The sequence below is a fragment of the Streptomyces sp. NPDC104814 genome (assembly GCF_055583185.1).
In genome coordinates, this window is sequence record NZ_JBVJOL010000002.1 from 728,164 (window position 1) to 749,450 (window position 21,287).

Below are 21,287 nucleotides of genomic sequence, written 5' to 3' on the forward strand. Positions count from 1 at the left end.
GAGCAGGAGCAGGAGCAGGAGCAGGAGCAGGGTCAGGCGCAGTGGCGGCGGGCCAGCTCCAGCGTGCGGTGGGCCGCCGTCACCGCCGCCGCGTCGATGAAGCGGCCGTCGGGCAGCGCCTGGGCGCCCGGGTGTGCCGCCGCCGCCCTGATCACCGCCTCCGCGTCCTCGATCTCCGCCGGGGTCGGCAGATAGGCCCGTTCGATCACCGGAAGCTGGCGGGGGTGGATCGCGGCGCGCCCCAGGAAGCCGAGAGCACGGCCATGGGCGCAGCTCGCGGCGAGGCCGTCCAGGTCGCGGATGTCGGGGTGCACGGACTGGGCGGGCGCCGGCAGCCCCGCCGCCCGCGCGGCGACGACCACCCGCGAGCGCGGCCAGTCCAGACCTGCGTCGTCCCGGATCCCCAGATCGCCCCGCAGATCCGCCTCCCCGAGCGCGATGCCGCGCACCGCGGGGTGAGCGGTCGCGATGGCGTGGGCGTGCTCGATGCCGAGCGCCGACTCCAGCAGGGCGTACAGCGGCGGCACCCGGCCGTCCGCGGCCCCCGTGCGCTCGGCGACCCGGACGATCTGCTCGGGCCCGCGGACCTTCGGCAGCCGCAGCCCCGCCACGCCCGGCAGCCGGGCGAGGGCCCGCAGATCGGCCGCCGCGAGCGGACCGTCCAGGGCGTTGATCCGCACATGCACCGGCACCGGCTGGGGGCCGGCGAGGAGTTCGGCGGTGGCGGCGCGGGCGTACTCCTTGCGCTCGGGGGCGACCGCGTCCTCCAGGTCGACCACCACCACGTCGGCCCCGCAGCCGAGCGCCTTGGCGACGACCCGCGGCCGGTCACCCGGGGCGTACAGCCAGGTGAGCGGGGCGCCGGTGTCCGGGCAGGCGGACGGCGCGCAGGCCGGGAACGCGGCGGGAGCGGTGGGCGGGGTGCGCGGCGGGCTCGTCATACGGCGCCCTCCGCGCGCAGCGCGTCCACCTCGGCCGCGGTCAGGCCCAGCTCGGCGAGGACGGCGTCGGTGTCGGCGCCGTGCGGGCGGCCGGCCCAGCGGATCGCGCCGGGCGTGGCGGACAGCCGGAACAGGACGTTCTGCATGCGCAGCGGGCCCAGTTCCGGATCGTCGACGGTGGTGATCGTGGCGAGCGCCTGATACTGCGGGTCCGTCATCACCTCCCGCACGTCCTGCACGGGGGCGATCGCGGCCTCCGCCTTCTCGAAGGCCGCGAGGACCTCGTCGCGGGGGCGGGCGGCGATCCAGCGGCCGACGGCCTCGTCGAGCAGACCGGCGTGGCGGGCGCGGCCGTCTCCGGTGGCGAACCACGGCTCGGCGGTCAGCTCGGGGCGGCCCACCAGCTCCATCACCCGCTCGGCGACCGACTGGGCGGAGGTGGAGACGGCCACCCAGGTGCCGTCGGCGGTGCGGTAGGTGTTGCGCGGGGCGTTGTTGGCGGAGCGGTTGCCGGTGCGTTCCTGGACGTAGCCGAGTTGGTCGTACCAGGTCGGGTGGGGGCCGAGGACCGTCAGGATCGGCTCGATGATCGCCATGTCGACGACCTGTCCTGCGCCGGTGCGCTCCCGCGCGGCCAGCGCGGCCATGACGGCGTAGGCCGTGGCGAGCCCGGCGATGGAGTCGGCCAGCCCGAACGGCGGCAGTGTGGGCGGGGTGTCCGGTTCACCGGTGATCGCCGCGAAGCCGCTCATGGCCTCGGCGAGCGTGCCGAAGCCGGGCCGGTGGGCGTAGGGCCCGAACTGGCCGAAGGCGGTGACCCGGGCGAGGACCAGCCGCGGGTTGGCGGCGGACAGCTCCTCCCAGCCGAGGTCCCACTTCTCCAGCGTGCCGGGGCGGAAGTTCTCCACGATCACATCCGCGCCGGCCGCCAGGCGCAGCAGGGTGGTGCGGCCGCCCGGGGTGGACAGGTCGAGGGTGAGGGTGCGCTTGTTGCGGCCGAGCACCTTCCACCACAAGCCGATCCCGTCCTTCGCGGGGCCGTGGCCGCGGGACGGATCGGGTTTCGTCGGGTGCTCGACCTTGATCACCTCCGCGCCGAAGTCACCCAGGAAGGTGGCCGCGAGAGGTCCGGCGAAGAGGGTGGCGAGGTCCAGCACGCGCAGACCCGTGAGCGGGGGGTCGGTCGGGGACGGTGCGTCTCCCGGGGCGTCGGTCATGGACGGGATGCCTCCCGGTGCGTGAGGTGGGCCAGGGCGTCGAAGCCGACGCCGTCGAAGCCGCGGACGGAGGTGGCGAGCCGGTTCTTCAGCGGGGCCGTCCAGCGGTCGGGCAGCGCGGCGGGGGAACCGGCGAGCAACCCGGCGACGCTGCCGGCCGCGGCACCGTTCGAATCGGTGTCCCAACCGCCCGCCACCGCACGGCAGATGGACCCGGCGAAGTCCCCGTCGGCATGGGTGAGGGCGGCGGCGGTCAGCGCGGTGTTGGGCAGGGCGTGCACCCAGTGGTGGCTGGGCGAGTAGCGGGCGTGGAGACGGTCGACGACGGTGTCGAAGTCGGCGTGCTCGTGAGCGAGCCGCACCGCGTGGCGGACCGCGTCCGCGAGCCGGGAGCCGGGCGGCACGACGGTCAGGCCGACCCGCAGACAGGAGTGCACGTCATGGTCCCCGGTGGCCGCCGCGGCGAGGGTGGCCGCCGCGAACATCGCCGCGTACACGCCGTTCGCGGTGTGGGTGAGCGTGGCGTCGCGGTGGGCCTGTGCGGCGGCCCCGGCCGGGTCGCCGGGGTTGGTCCAGCCGTGCACGTCGGCACGGATGAGGGCGCCGATCCATTCGCGGAAGGGGTTGCGGTGGCGGGCGGTCTCCGGTGGCTCGAGGCCGAGCAGCAGGTTCCGCAGGGCGATGCGCTCGGCGGTGAAGACCCGGCCGGGCGGCAGCTCGTCGAGCCAGAGCCCGGCGACGTCGGCGGTGGTGAACGCGCGGCCGTGACGCTGGAGCAGCAGCAGGTTCAGCAACGGGTAGTCGAGGTCGTCGTCCTCGGGCATGCCCTCGATCGTCTCGGCCAGCGAGGTCGCGGCCGAACGGCGGTTCCACGGGTGCGCCGCGAGCAGTTCGGAGGGGACACCGCGGGCGGTGAACCAGGTGCTCAGCGGCCAGTTGCCGACCGCCTGGGCGAGCGCGCGGATGCCGTCGAGCGGGAGTTTCTCGACGGGCTTGCCGAGCAGGCAGCCGGCGGCCCGGCCGAGCCAGGCGGCCTCCAGCCGCTCCGGCGTGACGGGCGTACGCGGCGCGGGGGCCGGCCAGTCGGGGCACAGGCGCCGGATGCGCTCCAGGTCCGTCGGCTCGTCCAGCCGGCTGGGCAGATCGGCGAGTTCGTCCAGCAGGTCCTCGGCGAGCTGCCGCAGATAACGGGAGGCGCGCCGGGGGGAGGCCCCGGCCCGTTCGGGGGCGTCCGGGCCGCCGGCCGCCCGCCAGCGGGCCGCGATCGCCTTGGGCTCACGGCCGTCCAGGGCCGCCTGGCGCAGTTCGTGGCCGATCAGATCCTCCGGCTGGACCCAGGTCAGTCGGCGCATCCGGCGCCTCCGAGCCGCGCGAACGCCTCCTCGTGGGCACGCCGGCGTGCCACGTCCTTCCGGAAGACCTGCCGGGCGACCTCGGTCAAGGTGCGGGCCGGCTCCCACAGGTCGAGACGGCTGGCCTCCGCGACCGTCTTCGCCCAGTCCTCCGGGACGGGGGAGCCGAGCGCACCGGCCAGGGCGCCCGCCATCGTCGCGATGGAGTCGCAGTCGCGGCCGTAGTTCACCGCGCCGAGCACGGCGTGCCGGTAGTCGCCGTCCGCCACCACCAACATGCCCAGCGCCACGGGCAGTTCCTCGATGGAGTGCAGCCGGGACGGACGGCGGGCGCCCAGCGAGGGCGAGCGGTAGTCGGGGCCCACGGTGTCGTACGGGGCCACCGCCTCGCGCAGCGGGACGAGCGCCGACTCGAAGTCGCCGTGACGGGCGGCGACTTCGCACACCGCTTCGATCGCCGCACGGGTGCCGTCCTTGGCCAGGTCCAGGCACGCGCGGACCACCGACTCCGGGGTCGCGCCCGGGGTGCAGGCCGCCGCCACCGCCGCGGCGAAGACACCGGCGGCCTCCCGGCCGTACGACGACTGGTGGGCGCCCGCGATGTCCAGCGCCTCGCCGTACGCGCCCGCCGGGTGAGCCGCGTTGACCAGGCCGACGGGGGCCATGTACATCGCGGCGCCGCAGTTCACGAGGTTGCCGACGCCCGCCTCGCGGGGGTCGGCATGGCCGTAGTGCAGGCGGGCGACCAGCCACTTCTCCGCCAGGAAGATCCGGTGCAGGGGCAGCGCCTCCGCCTCCAGCTCCGGGATCCAGCGCGGGGTGGTCATCAGGTCAGGGACCAGGTGATCGGCGACCGCGTACGCGTCGAGGTGGTCGCGGACGGTGGCGTAGACCCGGACGAGGGCGTGGGTCATCAGGGTGTCGTCCGTGACGTGCCCGTCGCCCTTGTGGTACGGCGCGAGGGGGCGGGCGGTGCGCCAGGCGTCGCCGTGCCAGGGGCCGACGACACCGTGCACGCGGCCGCCGTGGCGTTCGGTGATCTGGTCGGGGGAGTAGCCCTCGACCGGACCGCCGAGGGCGTCGCCGACGGCGGCGCCGACAAGGGCACCGGTGATCCGGTCCTCCAGGGACACCGCCCCCGGGCTTTCTTCTCCTTTGGGCGTCATGTGCCGAATCATCCTCCTGGCAGGGCCGGTTGCGCGGCTTCCAGCAACTCGGCGAGTTCCACCAGGTCGGTGCCGGTCAGCCGGGGCAGGGCGCAGCCGGTGAGCGTGCGGCAGGCGGCGCGCCAGGTCTCCGGGATCGCCTCGGCACTGCCGAGCGCTCCGGTCAGGGCACCGGTGAGGGCCGGTGCGGAGTCGGCGACCCGGGACAGGCAGGCGGCCGCGGGTACGGCGGCGGCGATGCGGCCCCCGGCGGCGGTGGCCAGGGCGAGGGCGACGGGCACGGTCTCGGCGGCGGCGATGCCGTAGCTGTAGACGTGGTCGACGATCTGGTGCTCCAGTGGCGGGACCAGGGCGAAGGCGCTCTCGGCGTCGCGGGCGAGGGCGAGTGCGTGCCGGGCGTTGCGGCCGATCTCGGTGTCCGGCGGGAGTTCGGCGAGGGCGGCGGTCACACAGGTGCCGGTGTCGGCGCCGGTGAGGGCGAGCGCGAGGGCCGCGCCCATCGCCCGGGCGCCGTGCACGCCGTCGCCGTCCTGGGTGTAGCGGGCGTCGAACTCGGCCAGGTCCGCGGCGGCGCGGGGGTCACCGACGTGGGCGGCGGCCAGCACGCAGGCGCGCACACAGGCCGCGTCGTCGAAGTAGTGCGGGTTGTCGTGGCCGGTGGCGGGCGGGCGCAGACCGGCGGCGAGGTTGCCGAGGCCGGCGCGCACGGAGATGCGGGCGCGCAGGGGCAGGACGGCGGACTCGATCTCGGCGGCGCGCTCGGCCGCCGCGGCGACCTCGGCGGCCACGGCGGTCCAGGTGAGGTCGAGGGCGGTGCGCACCCGGCGTTCCCGGCTGAGGTCGCCGAGGGCGTGGTCGTCACCGGCCCGCAGCACGGCCTCGGCGGCGAACGCCGCCCACTCGGCGTCGTCGGAGGGGCCGAGGCGCAGGGGGTCGGGGGGCTGGTTGAGGGCGATCGGGACGGGGAGGGTGGTGGTGGCGTTCTGCTCGGCGAAGGTGTCCAGCTCGCGGGTGAGCCGCCGGGTCCACTCCGGCATGCGTGCGGCACGGTGCCGCGCGGCGGGCCATCCGGCCGCGTCGCCGGCGGCGAGCCCGAGGAGCAGCCCTTCGATACGGCGGGTCATGACCGGGCCTCGTTGCCTTCGTCGCCGGGGTCGACGGCGGGCACCAGGGGGCCGGGTGTCTTGGCGGCCCGCCCGGCCGCCGGCCACCCGCCGCCCGCCTCGATGGCCGGCGCGGCCGAGGCGGTCAGTTCCTCCAACGCGTCCGGCACGAAGTCGGGCACCAGGAGGGGGGTCCCGTCGGTGCCGGCCGTGTCGCGGGTTGGTGGCTCTGCCTCGTCTGGGCCTTCTGGGCCGCGCGCTGGTGGCTCTGCCCCGTCGGGGCCGGCTGTGTCGCGGGCCGGTGCCTCTGCCCCGTCTGGGCTGTCTGTCACGTGTGCGGTTGGCTTCACCCCGTCGGGGCCGACTGTCTCGCGTGCGGTTGGCTCCGCGCCGTCGGGGACCTCCGTGTCGCGGGCCGGTGGCTCCGCCCTGTCTCGTCCAGCGACCAGCAGGTCCGCGACCTCCAGCACATGCCGTCCCCTCATCGCCGGCAGGCAGCTGCCCCGGGCCGGCCCGATCGCCCCCGCCCAGTCGGCGGGGATCGCCTCCACCCCCTGCGTCGCTCCCGCCAGGGCGCCGGCCACCGCGGCCGTGGTGTCCGCGTCGCGGCCCATGTTCACCGCGGTGAGCACCGCGTCGCGGAAGTCGCCGTCCGCCGCCGCGTACGCGCCGAACGCGAGGGCCACCGCCTCGGGGGCGAGGTCGGTCCACGGGTAGCCGCCGATGACGACGGCGGTGCGGACCGCGCGTTCGCCGCGGTGGGCGGCGATGACCGCGCGCCGCAGGGAGCGGGCCGTCCAGGAGTCCTCCGGTACGACGGTGAGGGCGGCCGCGACCACCGCCTCCGGCGCGGCGCCGCCCATCGCCGCGGCGACCCCGGCCGCCACCGCCTGGCCGCCGTAGATGCCCTCGCCCTCATGGCTGACCGAGCCGTCGATCGCGGCGAGCCGTGCCGCCTCCGCGGGGCGTCCCGCGGCGTACACCCCGCAGACGGCCGCGCGCATGGCGAGCCCGTCGCTCCAGGCGTGCCGGTGCTGGGCGGAGATGGGCGCGGCCAGGCCCCGGCGCAGGTTCTCCAGCGTGCCGCGCTCGCTGAACCCGGCGCCGCGGAAGAGGCCCTCCGCGCGGTCGGCGATCCACTCGTGCCAGGCCGCCTCGACGTCGGCGGGGGTCAGCGCCGAGCCGTGCCGGGCGAGCAGCAGCCCGGAGAACAGCGTGTACTCGGTGTCGTCGGTGCCGGCCGGCTCGGTGACCACGAACCCGGTGATACGGCCCCAGCGGGCGCGGATCTCGGAGGGCTTGAGGTTTTCCGCGGGTGCCCCGAGGGCGTCCCCGACGGCCAGGCCGAGCAGGGCGCCACGGGCCCGCTCACGGATCGTGGCCATGGCGGCGTCACCTCCGGACAGTCCCGTCAGGGCGTGCTGCCCTGTGCGCCAGGTGTGCCACGGCGACCGCCCCGCCTCGCGCGTCCGTACCCGCTGTCACCCGGTCGGCGTGCAGGGCCGTCACGCGGCAGGGACCGGTCCCCCTTCGGACACCCGGCTCGGCGGGCGCCCCCTGGGTGGACCCCGCTCGTCGGGCGCCCAGGCTCGGCGGGCGCCCGTGGTGCACCACCCCGCTCGCCTGGCTCCCCGGTTCGGCGCGAAACGCCTTCACGCGTCCTGCCGGGCGGCAGTGGGTTCGGTGATGTGGTCGCCGACCTGGCCGGTCGCCACCGGCTCCCGGCGCTCGGGCATGCAGCCACCGGTAGCGGATCTCGGCCTCCGGTGCCGGCGCCGGTGCCGCTGCTGCCCCGGGTGTCGGCCGACACCGGATGTCGGCCGCCTCCGGTCGGTGCCGCCCACGGTGTCCCCCGGTCCCGTAATCCCGTCCCCGACCCCACACCCGACGCCACCCCGGCCCCGCACCCGACACCACCTCCGCCCGGTCGCCCGCCCCCGCCCGGTGGGCAAAGTCGCAGGTTAGCCCAGCCTTTCCTTGCTGGCGGCGAGAGAATCGGCGGCGTAGATTCTGTGTTGTCGGAAATTGGAATCTGTCCAGACTTAGCTTTGCCTTAGCTTTCTTGGGGGACCGTAATGGCCATCATCGAGACCCGGGCGGCGCTGCACGAGGCGCACCGCGACAACCACACCCACCGTGACGTCAACGGAGGGTGGCTGCGGCCCGCCGTCTTCGGTGCGATGGACGGACTGGTCTCCAACCTGGCCCTGATGACCGGCGTCGCGGGCGGATCCGTCGGTCAGCACACGATCGTGCTGACCGGACTCGCGGGCCTGGCCGCCGGCGCCTTCTCGATGGCGGCCGGCGAGTACACCTCGGTAGCCTCCCAGCGCGAGCTGGTCGAGGCCGAACTGGACATCGAGCGCCGTGAGCTGCGCAAGCACCCGGCCGACGAGGAAGCCGAGCTGGCCGCCCTGTACGCGGCGCGCGGCGTGGAGCCGGAGCTGGCCCGCGAGGTCGCCCGCCAGCTGTCGAAGGACCCGGAGCAGGCGCTGGAGATCCACGCCCGCGAAGAGCTGGGCATAGACCCGAGCGATCTGCCGTCGCCGCTGGTCGCGGCCGTGTCCTCGTTCGGTTCCTTCGCGCTGGGCGCCCTGCTGCCCGTCCTGCCGTATCTGCTCGGCGCCACCGCGCTGTGGCCGGCCGTCCTGCTCGCGCTGTTCGGGCTGTTCGCCTGCGGTGCGGTGGTCGCCAAGGTGACCGCGCGCAGCTGGTGGTACAGCGGTTTGCGCCAGCTTGTCCTGGGTGGTGCCGCGGCCGGTGTGACGTACGCCCTGGGCATCCTGTTCGGAACGGCCGTAGGATGACGCGTCTGGTACTTATGCGAGGGGCCGCATAAGTTCTCCATTACCCGCTGGTTTCAGCTGTATGACGGCGGGGCATGAGCCGTAAGCGCTGCGGGCAACGACGCCTGCGGCATCCCCTCGGGGCGAGCGACGACGCCCGTCCCGGCCCCCGGTCCGACGGACATCGACCTGTCCGCGTCGGCCCCCCACACTCCCCGCCGCGGGGTCGTCCACCCCCCGTCCGCACACCCCGCGGCGTCCGCATGCTGGAACGGAGTATCCGGTTCCCGAGAACCGCTCCATCATGTAACCTGCACGAAATTTTGAGATCACGCAGAGGGCCAACGTCGTCCCTCGGCACCTGCCACATGCCACTTGACGACGACGGGAGAGCCGATGCGTACGCCGCGCCAGCCGTCCCAGCACTCCACGAACGGCCAGAACTGGTCGTTCATGGATGCTCGCCCTGCTGCGCAGGGTATGTACGACCCCCGCAACGAGCGCGACGCCTGCGGCGTCGGCTTCGTCGCCACCCTCACCGGCGAGGCGTCCCACACGCTGGTCGAACAGGCCCTGACGGTCCTGCGCAACCTGGAGCACCGCGGTGCCACCGGCTCCGAGCCCGACTCGGGCGACGGCGCGGGCATCCTCTCCCAGGTCCCGGACGCGTTCTTCCGCGAGGTGGCCGGATTCGAGCTGCCCGAGGCCGGCGCCTACGCCGCCGGTATCGCCTTCCTCCCGGAGGACGGCGCCGCCGACGCCGTCTCGCAGATCGAGACGATCGCCGCCGACGAGGGCCTGACCGTCCTCGGCTGGCGTGAGGTCCCGGTCGCCCCGGAGCTGCTGGGCGCCACCGCCCGCTCGACCATGCCGGTCTTCCGCCAGCTCTTCGTCACCGACGGTGTCTCGAAGGACATCGCCCTGGACCGCAAGGCGTTCGTGCTGCGCAAGCGCGCCGAGCGCGAGGCGGGCGTCTACTTCCCGTCGCTGTCCGCGCGGACCATCGTCTACAAGGGCATGCTGACCACCGGCCAGCTCGAGCCCTTCTTCCCGGACCTGTCCGACCGCCGCTTCGCGTCCGCGATCGCGCTCGTCCACTCGCGCTTCTCCACGAACACCTTCCCGTCGTGGCCGCTCGCGCACCCCTACCGCTTCGTCGCGCACAACGGTGAGATCAACACCGTCAAGGGCAACCGGAACTGGATGCGCGCCCGCGAGTCGCAGCTGGTCTCGGACCTGTTCGGCTCCTCGGAGAAGACCCTCGAGCGGATCTTCCCGGTCTGTACGCCCGACGCCTCCGACTCCGCGTCGTTCGACGAGGTGCTGGAGCTGCTGCACCTGGGCGGGCGTTCGCTGCCGCACTCGGTGCTGATGATGATCCCGGAGGCGTGGGAGAACCACGACTCCATGGACCCGGCCCGGCGCGCCTTCTACCAGTTCCACTCCACGATGATGGAGCCCTGGGACGGCCCCGCCTGTGTCACCTTCACCGACGGCACCCAGGTCGGCGCCGTGCTCGACCGCAACGGTCTGCGCCCCGGCCGCTACTGGGTCACCGACGACGGCCTCGTCGTCCTCGGCTCCGAGGTCGGCGTCCTCGACATCGACCCGGCGAAGGTCGTCCGCAAGGGCCGTCTGCAGCCCGGCCGGATGTTCCTCGTCGACACCGCCGAGCACCGCATCGTCGAGGACGACGAGATCAAGGCGCAGCTCGCCGCCGAGAACCCGTACGCCGAGTGGCTGGAGACCGGTGAGATCGAGCTGGGCGACCTGCCCGAGCGCGAGCACATCGTCCACACCCACGCCTCGGTCACCCGCCGCCAGCAGACCTTCGGGTACACCGAGGAGGAGCTGCGCGTCATCCTCGCCCCGATGGCCCGCGCCGGCGCCGAGCCGATCGGCTCCATGGGCACCGACAGCCCGATCGCGGCCCTGTCCGAGCGCCCGCGCCTGCTCTTCGACTACTTCACCCAGCTGTTCGCGCAGGTCACCAACCCGCCGCTGGACGCGATCCGCGAGGAACTGGTCACCTCCCTGCGCTCCTCGCTGGGCCCCGAGGGCAACCTGCTGGAGCCGACGGCCGCCTCGTGCCGCTCGGTCACCCTGCCCTTCCCGGTGATCGACAACGACGAGCTGGCCAAGCTCATCCACATCAACGCCGACGGCGACATGCCCGGCTTCAAGGCCGCGACCCTCTCCGGCCTGTACCGGGTGCACGGCGGCGGCGAGGCACTGGCCGCCCGCATCGAGGAGATCTGCGCCGAGGCCGACGCCGCCATAGAGAACGGCGCCCGCCTGATCGTTCTCTCCGACCGGCACTCCGACGCCGAGCACGCGCCGATCCCGTCGCTGCTGCTCACCTCGGCCGTCCACCACCACCTCATCCGCACCAAGCAGCGCACCCAGGTGGGCCTGCTGGTCGAGGCCGGCGACGTCCGCGAGGTCCACCACGTCGCCCTGCTCATCGGGTACGGCGCCGCCGCCGTCAACCCCTACCTGGCGATGGAGTCGGTGGAGGACCTGCTGCGCGCGGGCACCTTCCTGAACGGTCTCGAGCCCGAGCAGGCCATCAAGAACCTGATCTACGCCCTCGGCAAGGGCGTCCTGAAGGTCATGTCCAAGATGGGCATCTCCACCGTCGCCTCCTACCGCGGCGCGCAGGTCTTCGAGGCCGTCGGCCTGGACGAGGCCTTCGTCGAGAAGTACTTCAACGGCACCACCACCAAGATCGGCGGCGTCGGCATCGACGTCGTCGCCAAGGAGGTCGCCGCCCGCCACGCCAAGGCCTACCCGGCCTCCGGCATCGCCCCGGCGCACCGCGCGCTGGAGATCGGCGGCGAGTACCAGTGGCGCCGCGAGGGCGAGCCGCACCTGTTCGACCCGGAGACGGTCTTCCGCCTCCAGCACTCCACGCGCACCGGCCGCTTCGACATCTTCAAGAAGTACACGGACCGGGTGAACGAGCAGTCCGAGCGCCTGATGACGCTGCGCGGCCTGTTCGGCTTCAAGTCCGGCCGCGGCCCGATCCCGGTCGACGAGGTCGAGCCCGTCTCCGAGATCGTCAAGCGCTTCTCCACGGGTGCCATGTCGTACGGCTCCATCTCGCAGGAGGCGCACGAGACCCTCGCCATCGCCATGAACCAGCTGGGTGGCAAGTCCAACACCGGTGAGGGCGGCGAGGACCCGGAGCGCCTGTACGACCCGGCGCGCCGCTCGGCGATCAAGCAGGTGGCCTCCGGCCGCTTCGGCGTGACCTCCGAGTACCTGGTCAACGCGGACGACATCCAGATCAAGATGGCCCAGGGCGCCAAGCCCGGCGAGGGCGGCCAGCTGCCCGGCCACAAGGTCTACCCGTGGGTCGCCAAGACCCGTCACTCGACGCCGGGTGTCGGCCTGATCTCCCCGCCGCCGCACCACGACATCTACTCCATCGAGGATCTCGCCCAGCTGATCCACGACCTGAAGAACGCGAACCCGCAGGCGCGGATTCACGTCAAGCTGGTCTCCGAGGTCGGCGTCGGCACGGTCGCGGCCGGTGTGTCCAAGGCGCACGCGGACGTCGTGCTGATCTCCGGCCACGACGGCGGCACGGGCGCCTCCCCGCTGACCTCGCTGAAGCACGCCGGTGGTCCCTGGGAGCTGGGCCTCGCCGAGACCCAGCAGACCCTGCTGCTCAACGGCCTGCGCGACCGCATCGTCGTGCAGACCGACGGCCAGCTCAAGACCGGCCGTGACGTGGTCATCGCCGCGCTGCTGGGCGCCGAGGAGTTCGGTTTCGCGACCGCTCCGCTCGTCGTCTCCGGCTGCGTGATGATGCGCGTGTGCCACCTGGACACCTGTCCGGTCGGCATCGCCACCCAGAACCCGGTGCTGCGCGACCGCTTCGCCGGCAAGGCCGAGTACGTGGTGAACTTCTTCCAGTTCATCGCGCAGGAGGTCCGCGAGCTGCTCGCCGAGCTGGGCTTCCGCTCCATCGAGGAGGCCGTCGGCCACGCCGAGGTGCTGGACGTCGAGCGCGCGGTGGACCACTGGAAGGCCCAGGGCCTGGACCTGAACCCGCTGTTCCATGTGCCCGAGCTGCCCGAGGGCGCGGTCCGCCACCAGGTGATCGCCCAGGACCACGGCCTGGAGAAGGCCCTCGACAACGAGCTGATCAAGCTGGCCGCGGACGCGCTGGCCGCCTCGGACGCGACGGACGCACAGCCGGTCCGCGCCCAGGTCGCCATCCGCAACATCAACCGCACGGTCGGCACCATGCTCGGCCACGAGGTGACGAAGAAGTTCGGCGGTGCAGGCCTGCCCGACGACACCATCGACATCACTTTCACCGGCTCCGCCGGCCAGTCCTTCGGCGCCTTCGTCCCGCGCGGTGTCACGCTGCGCCTGGAGGGCGACGCCAACGACTACGTCGGCAAGGGCCTGTCCGGCGGCCGGATCGTCGTCCGCCCGGACCGGGGCGCCGACCACCTCGCCGAGTACAGCGTCATCGCCGGCAACACCATCGGCTACGGCGCGACCGGCGGCGAGATGTTCCTGCGCGGCAAGACCGGTGAGCGCTTCTGCGTGCGCAACTCCGGCGCGCTGGTCGTCTCCGAGGGCGTGGGCGACCACGGCTGCGAGTACATGACGGGCGGTCACGCGGTCGTCCTCGGCGAGACGGGCCGCAACTTCGCGGCCGGCATGTCCGGCGGCATCGCGTACGTCATCGACCTCGACCGCGACAACGTCAACGCCGGCAACGTCGGCGCGATCGAGGCGCTGGACGAGACGGACAAGCAGTGGCTGCACGACGTCGTGCGCCGCCACCAGGAGGAGACCGGCTCCACCGTGGCCGCCAAGCTCCTGGCCGACTGGGACAGCGCCGCCGAGCGCTTCAGCAAGATCATCCCCAGCACGTACAAGGCAGTGCTCGCCGCCAAGGACGCCGCCGAGCGAGCCGGTCTGTCGGAGACCGAGATCACCGAGAAGATGATGGAGGCGGCGATCAATGGCTGACCCGAAGGGCTTTCTGAACCACGGCCGCGAGGTCGCCAAGTCCCGTCCGGTGCCTGAGCGCGTCAAGGACTGGAACGAGGTCTACGTCCCCGGCTCCCTGCTGCCGATCATCTCCAAGCAGGCCAGCCGCTGCATGGACTGCGGCATCCCGTTCTGCCACAACGGCTGTCCGCTCGGGAACCTCATCCCCGAGTGGAACGACTACGCCTACCGCGAGGACTGGGGCGCCGCCTCCGAGCGCCTGCACGCGACCAACAACTTCCCGGAGTTCACCGGCCGCCTCTGTCCGGCGCCGTGTGAGTCGGCGTGTGTGCTCGGCATCAACCAGCCGCCGGTCACCATCAAGAACGTCGAGGTCTCGATCATCGACCAGGCGTGGGAGACCGGGGACGTCGTCCCGCAGATCCCCGAGCGCCTGTCCGGCAAGACGGTCGCCGTCGTCGGCTCGGGCCCCGCGGGCCTGGCCGCCGCCCAGCAGCTCACCCGGGCGGGCCACACCGTCGCCGTCTACGAGCGCGCGGACCGCGTCGGCGGCCTCCTGCGCTACGGCATCCCCGAGTTCAAGATGGAGAAGCGGCACATCAACCGCCGTATCGAGCAGATGCGCGCGGAGGGCACCCGCTTCCGCACCGGCATCGAGATCGGCCGCGACCTGAAGGCCACGGACCTGAAGAAGCGGTACGACGCGGTCGTGCTCGCCGTCGGTGCCACCACCGCCCGCGACCTGCCGGTGCCCGGCCGTGAGCTCAAGGGCATCTACCAGGCCATGGAGTACCTGCCGCTGGCGAACAAGGTGCAGGAGGGCGACTTCGTGGCGCCCCCGATCTCCGCCGAGGGCAAGCACGTCGTCGTCATCGGCGGTGGCGACACCGGCGCCGACTGCGTGGGCACCGCCCACCGCCAGGGCGCGGCCTCCGTCACGCAGCTGGAGATCATGCCCCGCCCGAGCGAGGAGCGGCACCCGACGAACCAGCCGTGGCCGACGTTCCCGATCCTGTACAAGGTGACCTCGGCCCACGAGGAGGGCGGCGAGCGGATCTACTCCGCCTCCACCACCCACTTCGAGGGCGACGAGGACGGCAACGTGCAGTGGCTGCACCTGAGCGAAGTCGAGTTCGTCGACGGCAAGTTGACCTCCAAGCCGGGCACCGAGCGCAAGATCCCGGCCCAGCTGGTCACCCTCGCGATGGGCTTCACCGGCACCGACCGGGACAACGGCCTGGTGGAGCAGTTCGGCCTGGACCTCGACGAACGCGGTAACATCGCCCGCGACGCCGACTTCCAGACGAACGTCCCCGGTGTGTTCGTCGCCGGTGACGCCGGCCGTGGCCAGTCCCTGATCGTGTGGGCGATCGCGGAGGGCCGCTCGGCCGCCCGCGGCGTCGACCGCTTCCTGACCGGAGCCAGCGACCTGCCCGCTCCGATCCGCCCGACGGACCGCGCCCTGGCGGTCTGACGGCCCGGGTGGCCCCGCAGGGCCACCCTCACTGACGTCCCGTACAACGGCGTGCGGAACACAGACGGCGCCTGCCCTGTCCCCGACCGGACCCTGGGCAGGCGCCGTCGCCTTTTCCGCACGGCTCTAGGGCACCCGGTACGACTCCGCGTACGCGGTCATGGCTTTTCCCTCGCCGTTCTCACGCCGTGACCGAGGTCAGTTCGGCCACCTTGCCCCACGCGCACAGCGCGAGCAGCGTCAGCAGCGCCGCACAGGCGCCCGCCTGCACCAGGGCGCGGTAGCGGTTGCGGGGCGCGTAGGCGTACGCCAGGGTCACCGCACCGCCGGTCAGCAGGCCGCCGAGGTGGCCCTGCCAGGACGTCAGACCGGCGGAGACCAGCATCCACAGCAGCAGCATGCCCATGAACCGGTTGACCTGCCCGAGGTCGCCGCCCATGCGCCGGGCGAGGACGTAGTACGCCGCGCCCAGCCCGAAGATCGCGCCCGAGGCGCCCACCGACTCGGCCGCCGGATCGGCGAGGAGCAGCTCCAGCACCGAACCGCCGAGCGCGGACAGCACATACAGCGCCAGGTAGCGGACCCGGCCGAGCAGGACCTCCGCGACGCGGCCGATCTGCCACAGCGCGAGCATGTTCATCACGATGTGCGCGATCCCGAACGCGCCCTCGGTCGGCGGCAGATGCAGGAACGCGCCGGTCAGCAGCCGCTCCCACTCGCCGGCCACGACACCCTGGGCGTGGTAGCCCGCGGGGAAGCCGCTGTCGTAGAGGTAGTAGCCGCCGTCCGGGCCGACCAGCCGGGCGCCGAGCATCGAGAACCGCTCGACGATCCCCGGCCGCACCACCTCGCCCAGATAGGCGAGCACGTTCAGACCGATCAGCACGCAGGTGAGCACCGGTGTCGCTGAGACCCGGCCGCCCACGACGGTACGGGCCTGCCGTGCCGAGCGCGCGCCCTCCTTCACGCACTCGACGCACTGGTGGCCGACCGCCGCCTCGCGCATGCAGTCCGGGCAGATGAACTTCTCGCAGCGGGTGCAGCGGACGTAGGACTCCACCTTGGGATGGCGGTAGCAGGTGGTGACGGCGGACTCGGGTTCCACGCCGGCTCCTCGCAGAGTTGGGACGGACGGTGAGCCGGTGGGGACGGCGGCGAACAAACTAGCGAACGCCTGTGCATCAGAGGAGGCCAGGGGCGTGTGTGACGTACCCTCGGCAGCCGGAACCACGAAGCCGAGGGGGAGACGCGCGTGGCCGCGATCAGTCTGACCAAGGTGGAGGAGACCGCGCCCGCGCTGGTCGGCCTCTACAAGAGCGCCGGGATCTCGCTCACCAAGCACGGCCTGGACGGCCTCAGGGCGGCCGTCTACCTCGTCGTCGACTACTCGGGCTCGATGCGGCCGTACTACCAGGACGGCAGTGTGCAGGCGCTCGCCGACCGCGTGCTGGGCCTGTCCGCGCACCTCGACGACGACGGCCGCGTGCCGGTCGTCTTCTTCTCCACGGACGTCGACGCCGTCACCGACATCGCGCTCGCCGACCACCAGGGCCGCGTCGAGCGGATCGTAGCCGGGCTGGGCCACATGGGCAGGACGAGCTACCACCTGGCGATGGACGCCGTCATCGACCACTACCTCGACAGCGGCGCCCGGGACCCCGCCCTGGTGGTCTTCCAGACCGACGGCGGCCCGATCAGCAAGCTCGCCGCGGAACGCTACCTGTGCAAGGCGGCGCGGCTGCCGCTGTTCTGGCAGTTCGTCGGCTTCGGCGACCCGCACAGCGGACAGTTCGACTTCCTGCGCAAGCTCGACGACCTCGCCGTACCGGACAAGCGGCCGGTCGACAACGCCGGTTTCTTCCACGCGGGCACGGACCCGCGCACGGTCACCGACGCCGAGCTGTACGACCGGCTGGTGGGGGAGTTCCCGCGGTGGCTGCGGGCCGCCCGCGCCCAGGGCATCGTGCGCCCGGCCTGAACATGCCCCCGCCTGCCGACCAGGACCACTCCGGCTACGGCCACAATGGTCCCGTGCCGACCAAGAAGAAGCCGCAGGTGACCGCCGCCGCCCCGGAGCGCCGCAGGGAACTCCTCGCCACCGCCGCAGAGGTGTTCGCCGAACAGGGCTACAACGCCACCACCGTCCGCCGTATCGCGGACCACGCGGGCATGCTCGCCGGCAGCCTCTACTACCACTTCGACTCCAAGGAGTCGATGCTCGAGGAGATCCTGCGCACCTTCCTCGACGAACTCTGGGCCGGCTACGACACGGTCCTGGCCGCGGACCTGGGCCCCAGCGAGACGCTGCGGGCCCTGGTCACCGAGTCCTTCCGGGAGATCGACCGGCACCGGGACGCCGTCGCCATCTACCAGAAGGAGTCCCGTCACCTGGTCGGCCAGGAGCGGTTCGCCTTCCTCGCCGAGTCGCAGCGCCGCTTCGAGGAGGCGTGGCTGTCCACCCTGGAACGCGGCGTGGCCGCCGGCGAGTTCCGCGCCGACCTCGACATCCGCCTGACCTACCGCTTCCTGCGCGACACCGTCTGGGTCGCCGCGTCCTGGTACCGGCCCGGGGGCCGGCACACCCCCGAGGAGATCGCCCGCCAGTACCTCTCGATGGTCCTGGAGGGCATCGCCGTAGGCGGCTAGGAACCGGTGAGGCGGGCCGCGGCCGCGCGCTGGCGCTCCGCCATCACCGTCAGGAACCGCACGACGGTGTCCAGTTCCTCGGTGCTGAAGTCCTCGCACGCCTCGACGATGTCGCGCGCCCAGTCCTCGAAGAACCCGGCCAGCTCGCCGATCCGGTCCCGGTCCAGCTCCACCAGCACCCGCCGCTTGTCCGTCGGGTGCTTGACGCGTCGCGCGAAGCCCTTGGCCTCCAACCGGTCCACCAGCCCGGTGACGGAGGCGGGGGCCAGCCCGGTCAGCCGCGCGAGGTCCTTGGCGGTGAGCGGGCCGTGCCGCTCCAGCAGGTCGAGGGTCTTCTCCTCGGTCGCGCTCAGCCCCTGCTTGGCGGCGATCGCCGAGTGGAACATCACCGTGACGCCACTGTGCTCACGGCCGACGGCCATGAGCCGTCCCAGCGTCTGCGCGCGCTTCTCGTCCGACATGCTCCCACCCTACTAAAAATTTAGTTCGCCCGAACGAAAGACTTGCGATCATCACTCACTCCCTGCAATTCTTTCGTTAGTCCGAACGAAATAAACGCCAGGGGAGAACCATGTCGAAGCCGTCCCTCACCGCACCTCCTCCGCACCCCACCACCGAGGAGCCGCACCCGCGCCGCTGGGCGGCAGCCGTCGTGATGATGACGGCCGCCCTGATGGACCTCCTCGACGTCACGATCGTCAATGTCGCCGTCCCGTCCATCGCCCGCGACCTGCACGCGTCGGCCGGCGATCTCCAGTGGCTGATCTCGGCCTACCTGCTGGGCTTCGGCGCCACGCTGATCGTCTCCGGCCACCTGGGTGACCGCTACGGCCGCCGCGGCCTGTTCCTCGCCGGCACCGCGGGCTTCGGCCTGGCGAGCCTGGCCTGCGGCATCGCCCACTCACCGGGCCAGCTGATCGCCGCACGCGCCGTGCAGGGCGTCATGGCCGCCGTCCTCGTACCGCAGGTGATCGGCTCCTTCCGCACCCTGTTCACCGGCAAGGAGCGCGGCGCCGCCTTCGGGATGTACGGCGCGGTGTCCGGCTTCGCCTCCGCGGTGGGCCTGCTGCTGGGCGGCCTGCTGACCGACGCCGACCTGTTCGGCTGGGGCTGGCGCTCGGTGTTCCTCGTCAACGTCCCGATCGCCGTGGCCACCTTCATCGGCGGTCTGCTGCTGGTGCCGGCCACGAAGGAGCGCTCGGCGGGACGCCCCGACGTCTTCGGCAGCGTGCTGCTCGCGGCCGGCCTGGTGGCGATCGTGCTGCCGCTGGTCCAGGGCCGCGAGAACGGCTGGCCGCTGTGGGGCTGGCTGTGCCTCGCCGCGGGCGTGAGCGCGGTCGCGGCGCTGGCGATCGTCGAGGGGCGCCGCCGTACGACCCGTATCACCCCCCTCCTGCCGGCCCGCGCCTTCCGCCTCCCCGCGTTCTCCTTCGGTGTCCTCGTCCAACTCCTGTTCTCCGTCGGCATGCAGGGCTTCTTCCTGGTCTTCGCGATCTGGCTGCAAGCAGGAGAGCGGTACACGCCGATGCAGGCCGGACTGGTGACGGTGGCCTTCTCGGCAGGCGGCTTCCTGACCGCGCCCGTCGCGGACACCCTCGCGGTGAGGTACGGCCGGGTGGTGCTGGGCGCGGGCGCGCTGATGATGGCCGGCGGCTTCGGCTGGGTCTGGGCGGCCGTCACGGACGCCTCCGGCGCGCACACGGGGGCGTGGCCGCTGACCCCCGGCCTGCTGGTGGCCGGCGCCGGCCTGGGCTTCCTCGTCGTACCCCTGGTCAACGTGGTCCTGTCCGCCGTACCGGCCGACCTCGCGGGCGGCGCGTCCGGCATCTTCTCCACGGCCCAGCAGTTCGGGGGCGCGCTGGGGGCGGCGGCGATCGGCACGGTGTTCTTCGGCCACACCGCCCACGGGCTGACGGACGCGCTCACGACGGCGATGCCGTGGATCACGGCAACATTCGTCACCTGCGCAGCCCTCACGACGGCGCTGCCGCGCAGGACGACGTGACGCTAGGGGTGGGCTAGGCGCCCGGCGTGGCATTGACCGAGGTGGGCTACGCGCCCGGCGTCGACTTGGACCCGGTGTCGGTATCGGCCGGGGGTCGGGTCGCTCGCCGGCGCTGGCGGGGTGCCGCTGCGCCCACCCGTGCCGCCCCAGCGGCACGACTGCCCGCAGCTACGGCGATAGGGCGGCCGCCCGCCGTTGCGGCAGGCGCCGCGCGCCACCGCGTTGGTGCGCCCGCCCGCGGCGGGGAGGGGACGGGGTGGGGGGTGTCCGCCCGCAGCGTCCGGCACCGGGACACTGAGCGCTCGTCGGGAACGGGTGGCCGGACCGAGGACGGACACCCCCCGCCCCGGCCCCGGCTCACCACCGGCCGTAGGCGACGCCCGCCACGACGAGGCAGCAAGGGGCCGCCGCAGGCCTATAAGGGGCGCGGGGAACGGCGCGACCAGCCCCCCACGCACCCGCAGGCGACAACGCACCACCCCCACCTCACCCACTGGACCCCCGCACCCGCAACTCCGGCAGCAGCGCCACCCGATGCCGCGCCCGCCCCGGCTCCGCCAGCCGCCGCGCGATCAGCTCCACCGCCGCCACCCCCACCGCCCGCTTCGGCGGCGCCACCGCGCTCAGCGGCACGTCGGCCAACCCCGCGACCTCGTCGTCGTACGCCACGAGCGCCACATCCTCCGGCACCCGCACCCCCCGCGCCCGCAGCCGCTGCAGCACCACGATCGCGTCGTGGTCGTTGTGCACGAGCGCCGCATCGATCCGCCCCGACGCCACCGCGTCGGTGAACTCCTCCAGCACCCGCTCCCGTTCACCCGCCCGTCCCTGCGACGGCAGCGGCATCACGAGGTCACCGGGCAGCCCCAGCCCCGCGAGCCCGCTCACGAACCCTTCCCGCACCAGCCCCCGATGCGGACTGTCGTCCCGCAGCAGCAACCCGATCCGCGACCGGCCGCCCTCCGCCAGATGCCGCACCGCGATCCGCGCACCGTAGGCATGGTCGCTGACCACCTGCTCGGCATCGGTGACATCGTCCCCCGGCTGCCGCTCGACCAGCACATAAGGAACCCCGAGTTCACCAGCCACCCCCGACTCACCGACCCGCTCACACGGAGTGATCAGCAACCCGTCGATCCCCTCGGAGAGCATGTGCGCCACCTGCGCCCGCTCCTGCTCCGGGTCGTACTGCGAGATACCCAGGACAAGCCGCACCCCCCACTCGGCAGCCGCCTCCCGCGCGCCCTTGATCACCTCGGGGTAGTAGTAGTCCGCGGCAGGCACAACAAGGCCCACAACAGGCACCGCCCCCGCCGCCACCCCGCCCCGCGGCACCGCCCCCGCCACCGCCCCGCCCCGCGGCACCGCCCCCGCCACCGCCCCGCCCCGCGGCACCGCCTCCGGCAGCACCGCACCCCCGTGCACCCGCATCACCAACCCCCGCTCGGCGAGCGCCTCGACGTCGCGCCGGACGGTGATGGGGGAGACGCCGAGCTCCGAGGCGACGTCACTCACGCGCACGGACCCGCTCTCCCGCACCCTGCGCAGGATTTCCTGATGCCGTTCCTCGGCGTGCACCGACCGCGCCCCTCTCGCCGTGCCGTCCCCGCTCATCAGCAG

General features: G+C 73.1%; 15 protein-coding genes. 6 read left to right on the forward strand and 9 right to left on the reverse strand.

Annotated elements, in window-relative coordinates; all coding sequences use genetic code 11:
- Window positions 1-32: 32 nt before the first annotated feature.
- The 6 genes from ACZ64A_RS11855 to ACZ64A_RS11880 are packed head-to-tail and all read right to left on the reverse strand — an operon-like array spanning window position 33 to window position 7,164.
- Window positions 33-941 (reverse strand): HpcH/HpaI aldolase/citrate lyase family protein, encoded by a 909-nt coding sequence (locus tag ACZ64A_RS11855; protein WP_469809856.1) that lies wholly within the window; start codon window positions 939-941, stop codon window positions 33-35.
- On the reverse strand, window positions 938-2,158 hold the full coding sequence (locus ACZ64A_RS11860) for a CaiB/BaiF CoA transferase family protein (RefSeq protein WP_469809858.1): 1,221 nt from the start codon (window positions 2,156-2,158) through the stop codon (window positions 938-940). Before ACZ64A_RS11860 ends, ACZ64A_RS11855 begins: the two co-directional genes overlap by 4 nt.
- A complete protein-coding gene (locus ACZ64A_RS11865) occupies window positions 2,155-3,510 on the reverse strand; it encodes an ADP-ribosylglycohydrolase family protein (protein WP_469809859.1) in 1,356 nt (451 codons plus the stop codon). The genes ACZ64A_RS11860 and ACZ64A_RS11865 overlap by 4 nt, the downstream gene beginning before the upstream one ends.
- Entirely contained in the window at window positions 3,498-4,676 is a 1,179-nt protein-coding gene (locus ACZ64A_RS11870; protein WP_469809860.1) for an ADP-ribosylglycohydrolase family protein, read from the reverse strand. Before ACZ64A_RS11870 ends, ACZ64A_RS11865 begins: the two co-directional genes overlap by 13 nt.
- Before the next feature lie 8 nt (window positions 4,677-4,684).
- Window positions 4,685-5,800: an ADP-ribosylglycohydrolase family protein gene (locus tag ACZ64A_RS11875; RefSeq protein WP_469809862.1), complete on the reverse strand. Its 1,116-nt coding sequence runs from the start codon at window positions 5,798-5,800 to the stop codon at window positions 4,685-4,687.
- Window positions 5,797-7,164: an ADP-ribosylglycohydrolase family protein gene (locus ACZ64A_RS11880; RefSeq protein WP_469809863.1), complete on the reverse strand. Its 1,368-nt coding sequence runs from the start codon at window positions 7,162-7,164 to the stop codon at window positions 5,797-5,799. Before ACZ64A_RS11880 ends, ACZ64A_RS11875 begins: the two co-directional genes overlap by 4 nt.
- 690 nt (window positions 7,165-7,854) lie before the next feature.
- Here ACZ64A_RS11880 and ACZ64A_RS11885 point away from each other — a divergent pair.
- The 3 genes from ACZ64A_RS11885 (at window position 7,855) to ACZ64A_RS11895 (ending at window position 15,016) form a co-directional block, all read left to right on the forward strand.
- Window positions 7,855-8,586, forward strand: a complete 732-nt coding sequence (locus tag ACZ64A_RS11885) for a VIT1/CCC1 transporter family protein (protein ID WP_361638776.1) — start codon at window positions 7,855-7,857, stop codon at window positions 8,584-8,586.
- Between the two features lie 375 nt (window positions 8,587-8,961).
- Complete coding sequence (gene gltB, locus ACZ64A_RS11890) at window positions 8,962-13,560, forward strand: glutamate synthase large subunit (RefSeq protein WP_469809864.1); 4,599 nt, start codon at window positions 8,962-8,964, stop codon at window positions 13,558-13,560.
- A complete protein-coding gene (locus ACZ64A_RS11895; RefSeq protein WP_469809865.1) occupies window positions 13,553-15,016 on the forward strand; it encodes a glutamate synthase subunit beta in 1,464 nt (487 codons plus the stop codon). Before gltB ends, ACZ64A_RS11895 begins: the two co-directional genes overlap by 8 nt.
- A 181-nt stretch (window positions 15,017-15,197) precedes the next feature.
- Here ACZ64A_RS11895 and ACZ64A_RS11900 read toward each other — a convergent pair whose 3' ends face one another.
- Window positions 15,198-16,121 (reverse strand): rhomboid family intramembrane serine protease, encoded by a 924-nt coding sequence (locus ACZ64A_RS11900; RefSeq protein ID WP_469809867.1) that lies wholly within the window; start codon window positions 16,119-16,121, stop codon window positions 15,198-15,200.
- A 147-nt stretch (window positions 16,122-16,268) separates the two neighbouring features.
- On the opposite strand from ACZ64A_RS11900, the gene ACZ64A_RS11905 reads away from it, so the two are divergent.
- Together ACZ64A_RS11905 and ACZ64A_RS11910 are read left to right on the forward strand one after the other, a co-directional pair.
- Complete coding sequence (locus tag ACZ64A_RS11905) at window positions 16,269-16,994, forward strand: vWA domain-containing protein (protein WP_469809868.1); 726 nt, start codon at window positions 16,269-16,271, stop codon at window positions 16,992-16,994.
- A gap of 53 nt (window positions 16,995-17,047) precedes the next feature.
- Window positions 17,048-17,662 (forward strand): TetR/AcrR family transcriptional regulator, encoded by a 615-nt coding sequence (locus ACZ64A_RS11910; protein WP_469809870.1) that lies wholly within the window; start codon window positions 17,048-17,050, stop codon window positions 17,660-17,662.
- On the opposite strand, the gene ACZ64A_RS11915 is transcribed toward ACZ64A_RS11910, so the two are convergent.
- Window positions 17,659-18,123, reverse strand: coding sequence for a MarR family winged helix-turn-helix transcriptional regulator (locus ACZ64A_RS11915; protein WP_469809871.1), 465 nt, complete (start codon window positions 18,121-18,123; stop codon window positions 17,659-17,661). The genes ACZ64A_RS11910 and ACZ64A_RS11915 overlap by 4 nt on opposite strands.
- A gap of 110 nt (window positions 18,124-18,233) precedes the next feature.
- Between ACZ64A_RS11915 and ACZ64A_RS11920 the strand changes: the two genes are divergently transcribed.
- Complete coding sequence (locus tag ACZ64A_RS11920) at window positions 18,234-19,667, forward strand: MFS transporter (RefSeq protein WP_469809872.1); 1,434 nt, start codon at window positions 18,234-18,236, stop codon at window positions 19,665-19,667.
- Between the two features lie 486 nt (window positions 19,668-20,153).
- On the opposite strand, the gene ACZ64A_RS11925 is transcribed toward ACZ64A_RS11920, so the two are convergent.
- Complete coding sequence (locus ACZ64A_RS11925) at window positions 20,154-21,245, reverse strand: LacI family DNA-binding transcriptional regulator (RefSeq protein ID WP_469809874.1); 1,092 nt, start codon at window positions 21,243-21,245, stop codon at window positions 20,154-20,156.
- Window positions 21,246-21,287 lie beyond the last annotated feature (42 nt).

Coding starts and splice junctions, on each gene's coding strand:
- ACZ64A_RS11915 (WP_469809871.1), bottom strand. CDS start 18,123: ATGTCGGACGAGAAGCGCGCGCAGACGCTGGGACGGCTCATGGCCGTC.
- ACZ64A_RS11855 (WP_469809856.1), bottom strand. CDS start 941: ATGACGAGCCCGCCGCGCACCCCGCCCACCGCTCCCGCCGCGTTCCCG.
- gltB (WP_469809864.1), top strand. CDS start 8,962: ATGCGTACGCCGCGCCAGCCGTCCCAGCACTCCACGAACGGCCAGAAC.
- ACZ64A_RS11865 (WP_469809859.1), bottom strand. CDS start 3,510: ATGCGCCGACTGACCTGGGTCCAGCCGGAGGATCTGATCGGCCACGAA.
- ACZ64A_RS11880 (WP_469809863.1), bottom strand. CDS start 7,164: ATGGCCACGATCCGTGAGCGGGCCCGTGGCGCCCTGCTCGGCCTGGCC.
- ACZ64A_RS11895 (WP_469809865.1), top strand. CDS start 13,553: ATGGCTGACCCGAAGGGCTTTCTGAACCACGGCCGCGAGGTCGCCAAG.
- ACZ64A_RS11875 (WP_469809862.1), bottom strand. CDS start 5,800: ATGACCCGCCGTATCGAAGGGCTGCTCCTCGGGCTCGCCGCCGGCGAC.
- ACZ64A_RS11870 (WP_469809860.1), bottom strand. CDS start 4,676: ATGACGCCCAAAGGAGAAGAAAGCCCGGGGGCGGTGTCCCTGGAGGAC.
- ACZ64A_RS11920 (WP_469809872.1), top strand. CDS start 18,234: ATGTCGAAGCCGTCCCTCACCGCACCTCCTCCGCACCCCACCACCGAG.
- ACZ64A_RS11885 (WP_361638776.1), top strand. CDS start 7,855: ATGGCCATCATCGAGACCCGGGCGGCGCTGCACGAGGCGCACCGCGAC.
- ACZ64A_RS11860 (WP_469809858.1), bottom strand. CDS start 2,158: ATGACCGACGCCCCGGGAGACGCACCGTCCCCGACCGACCCCCCGCTC.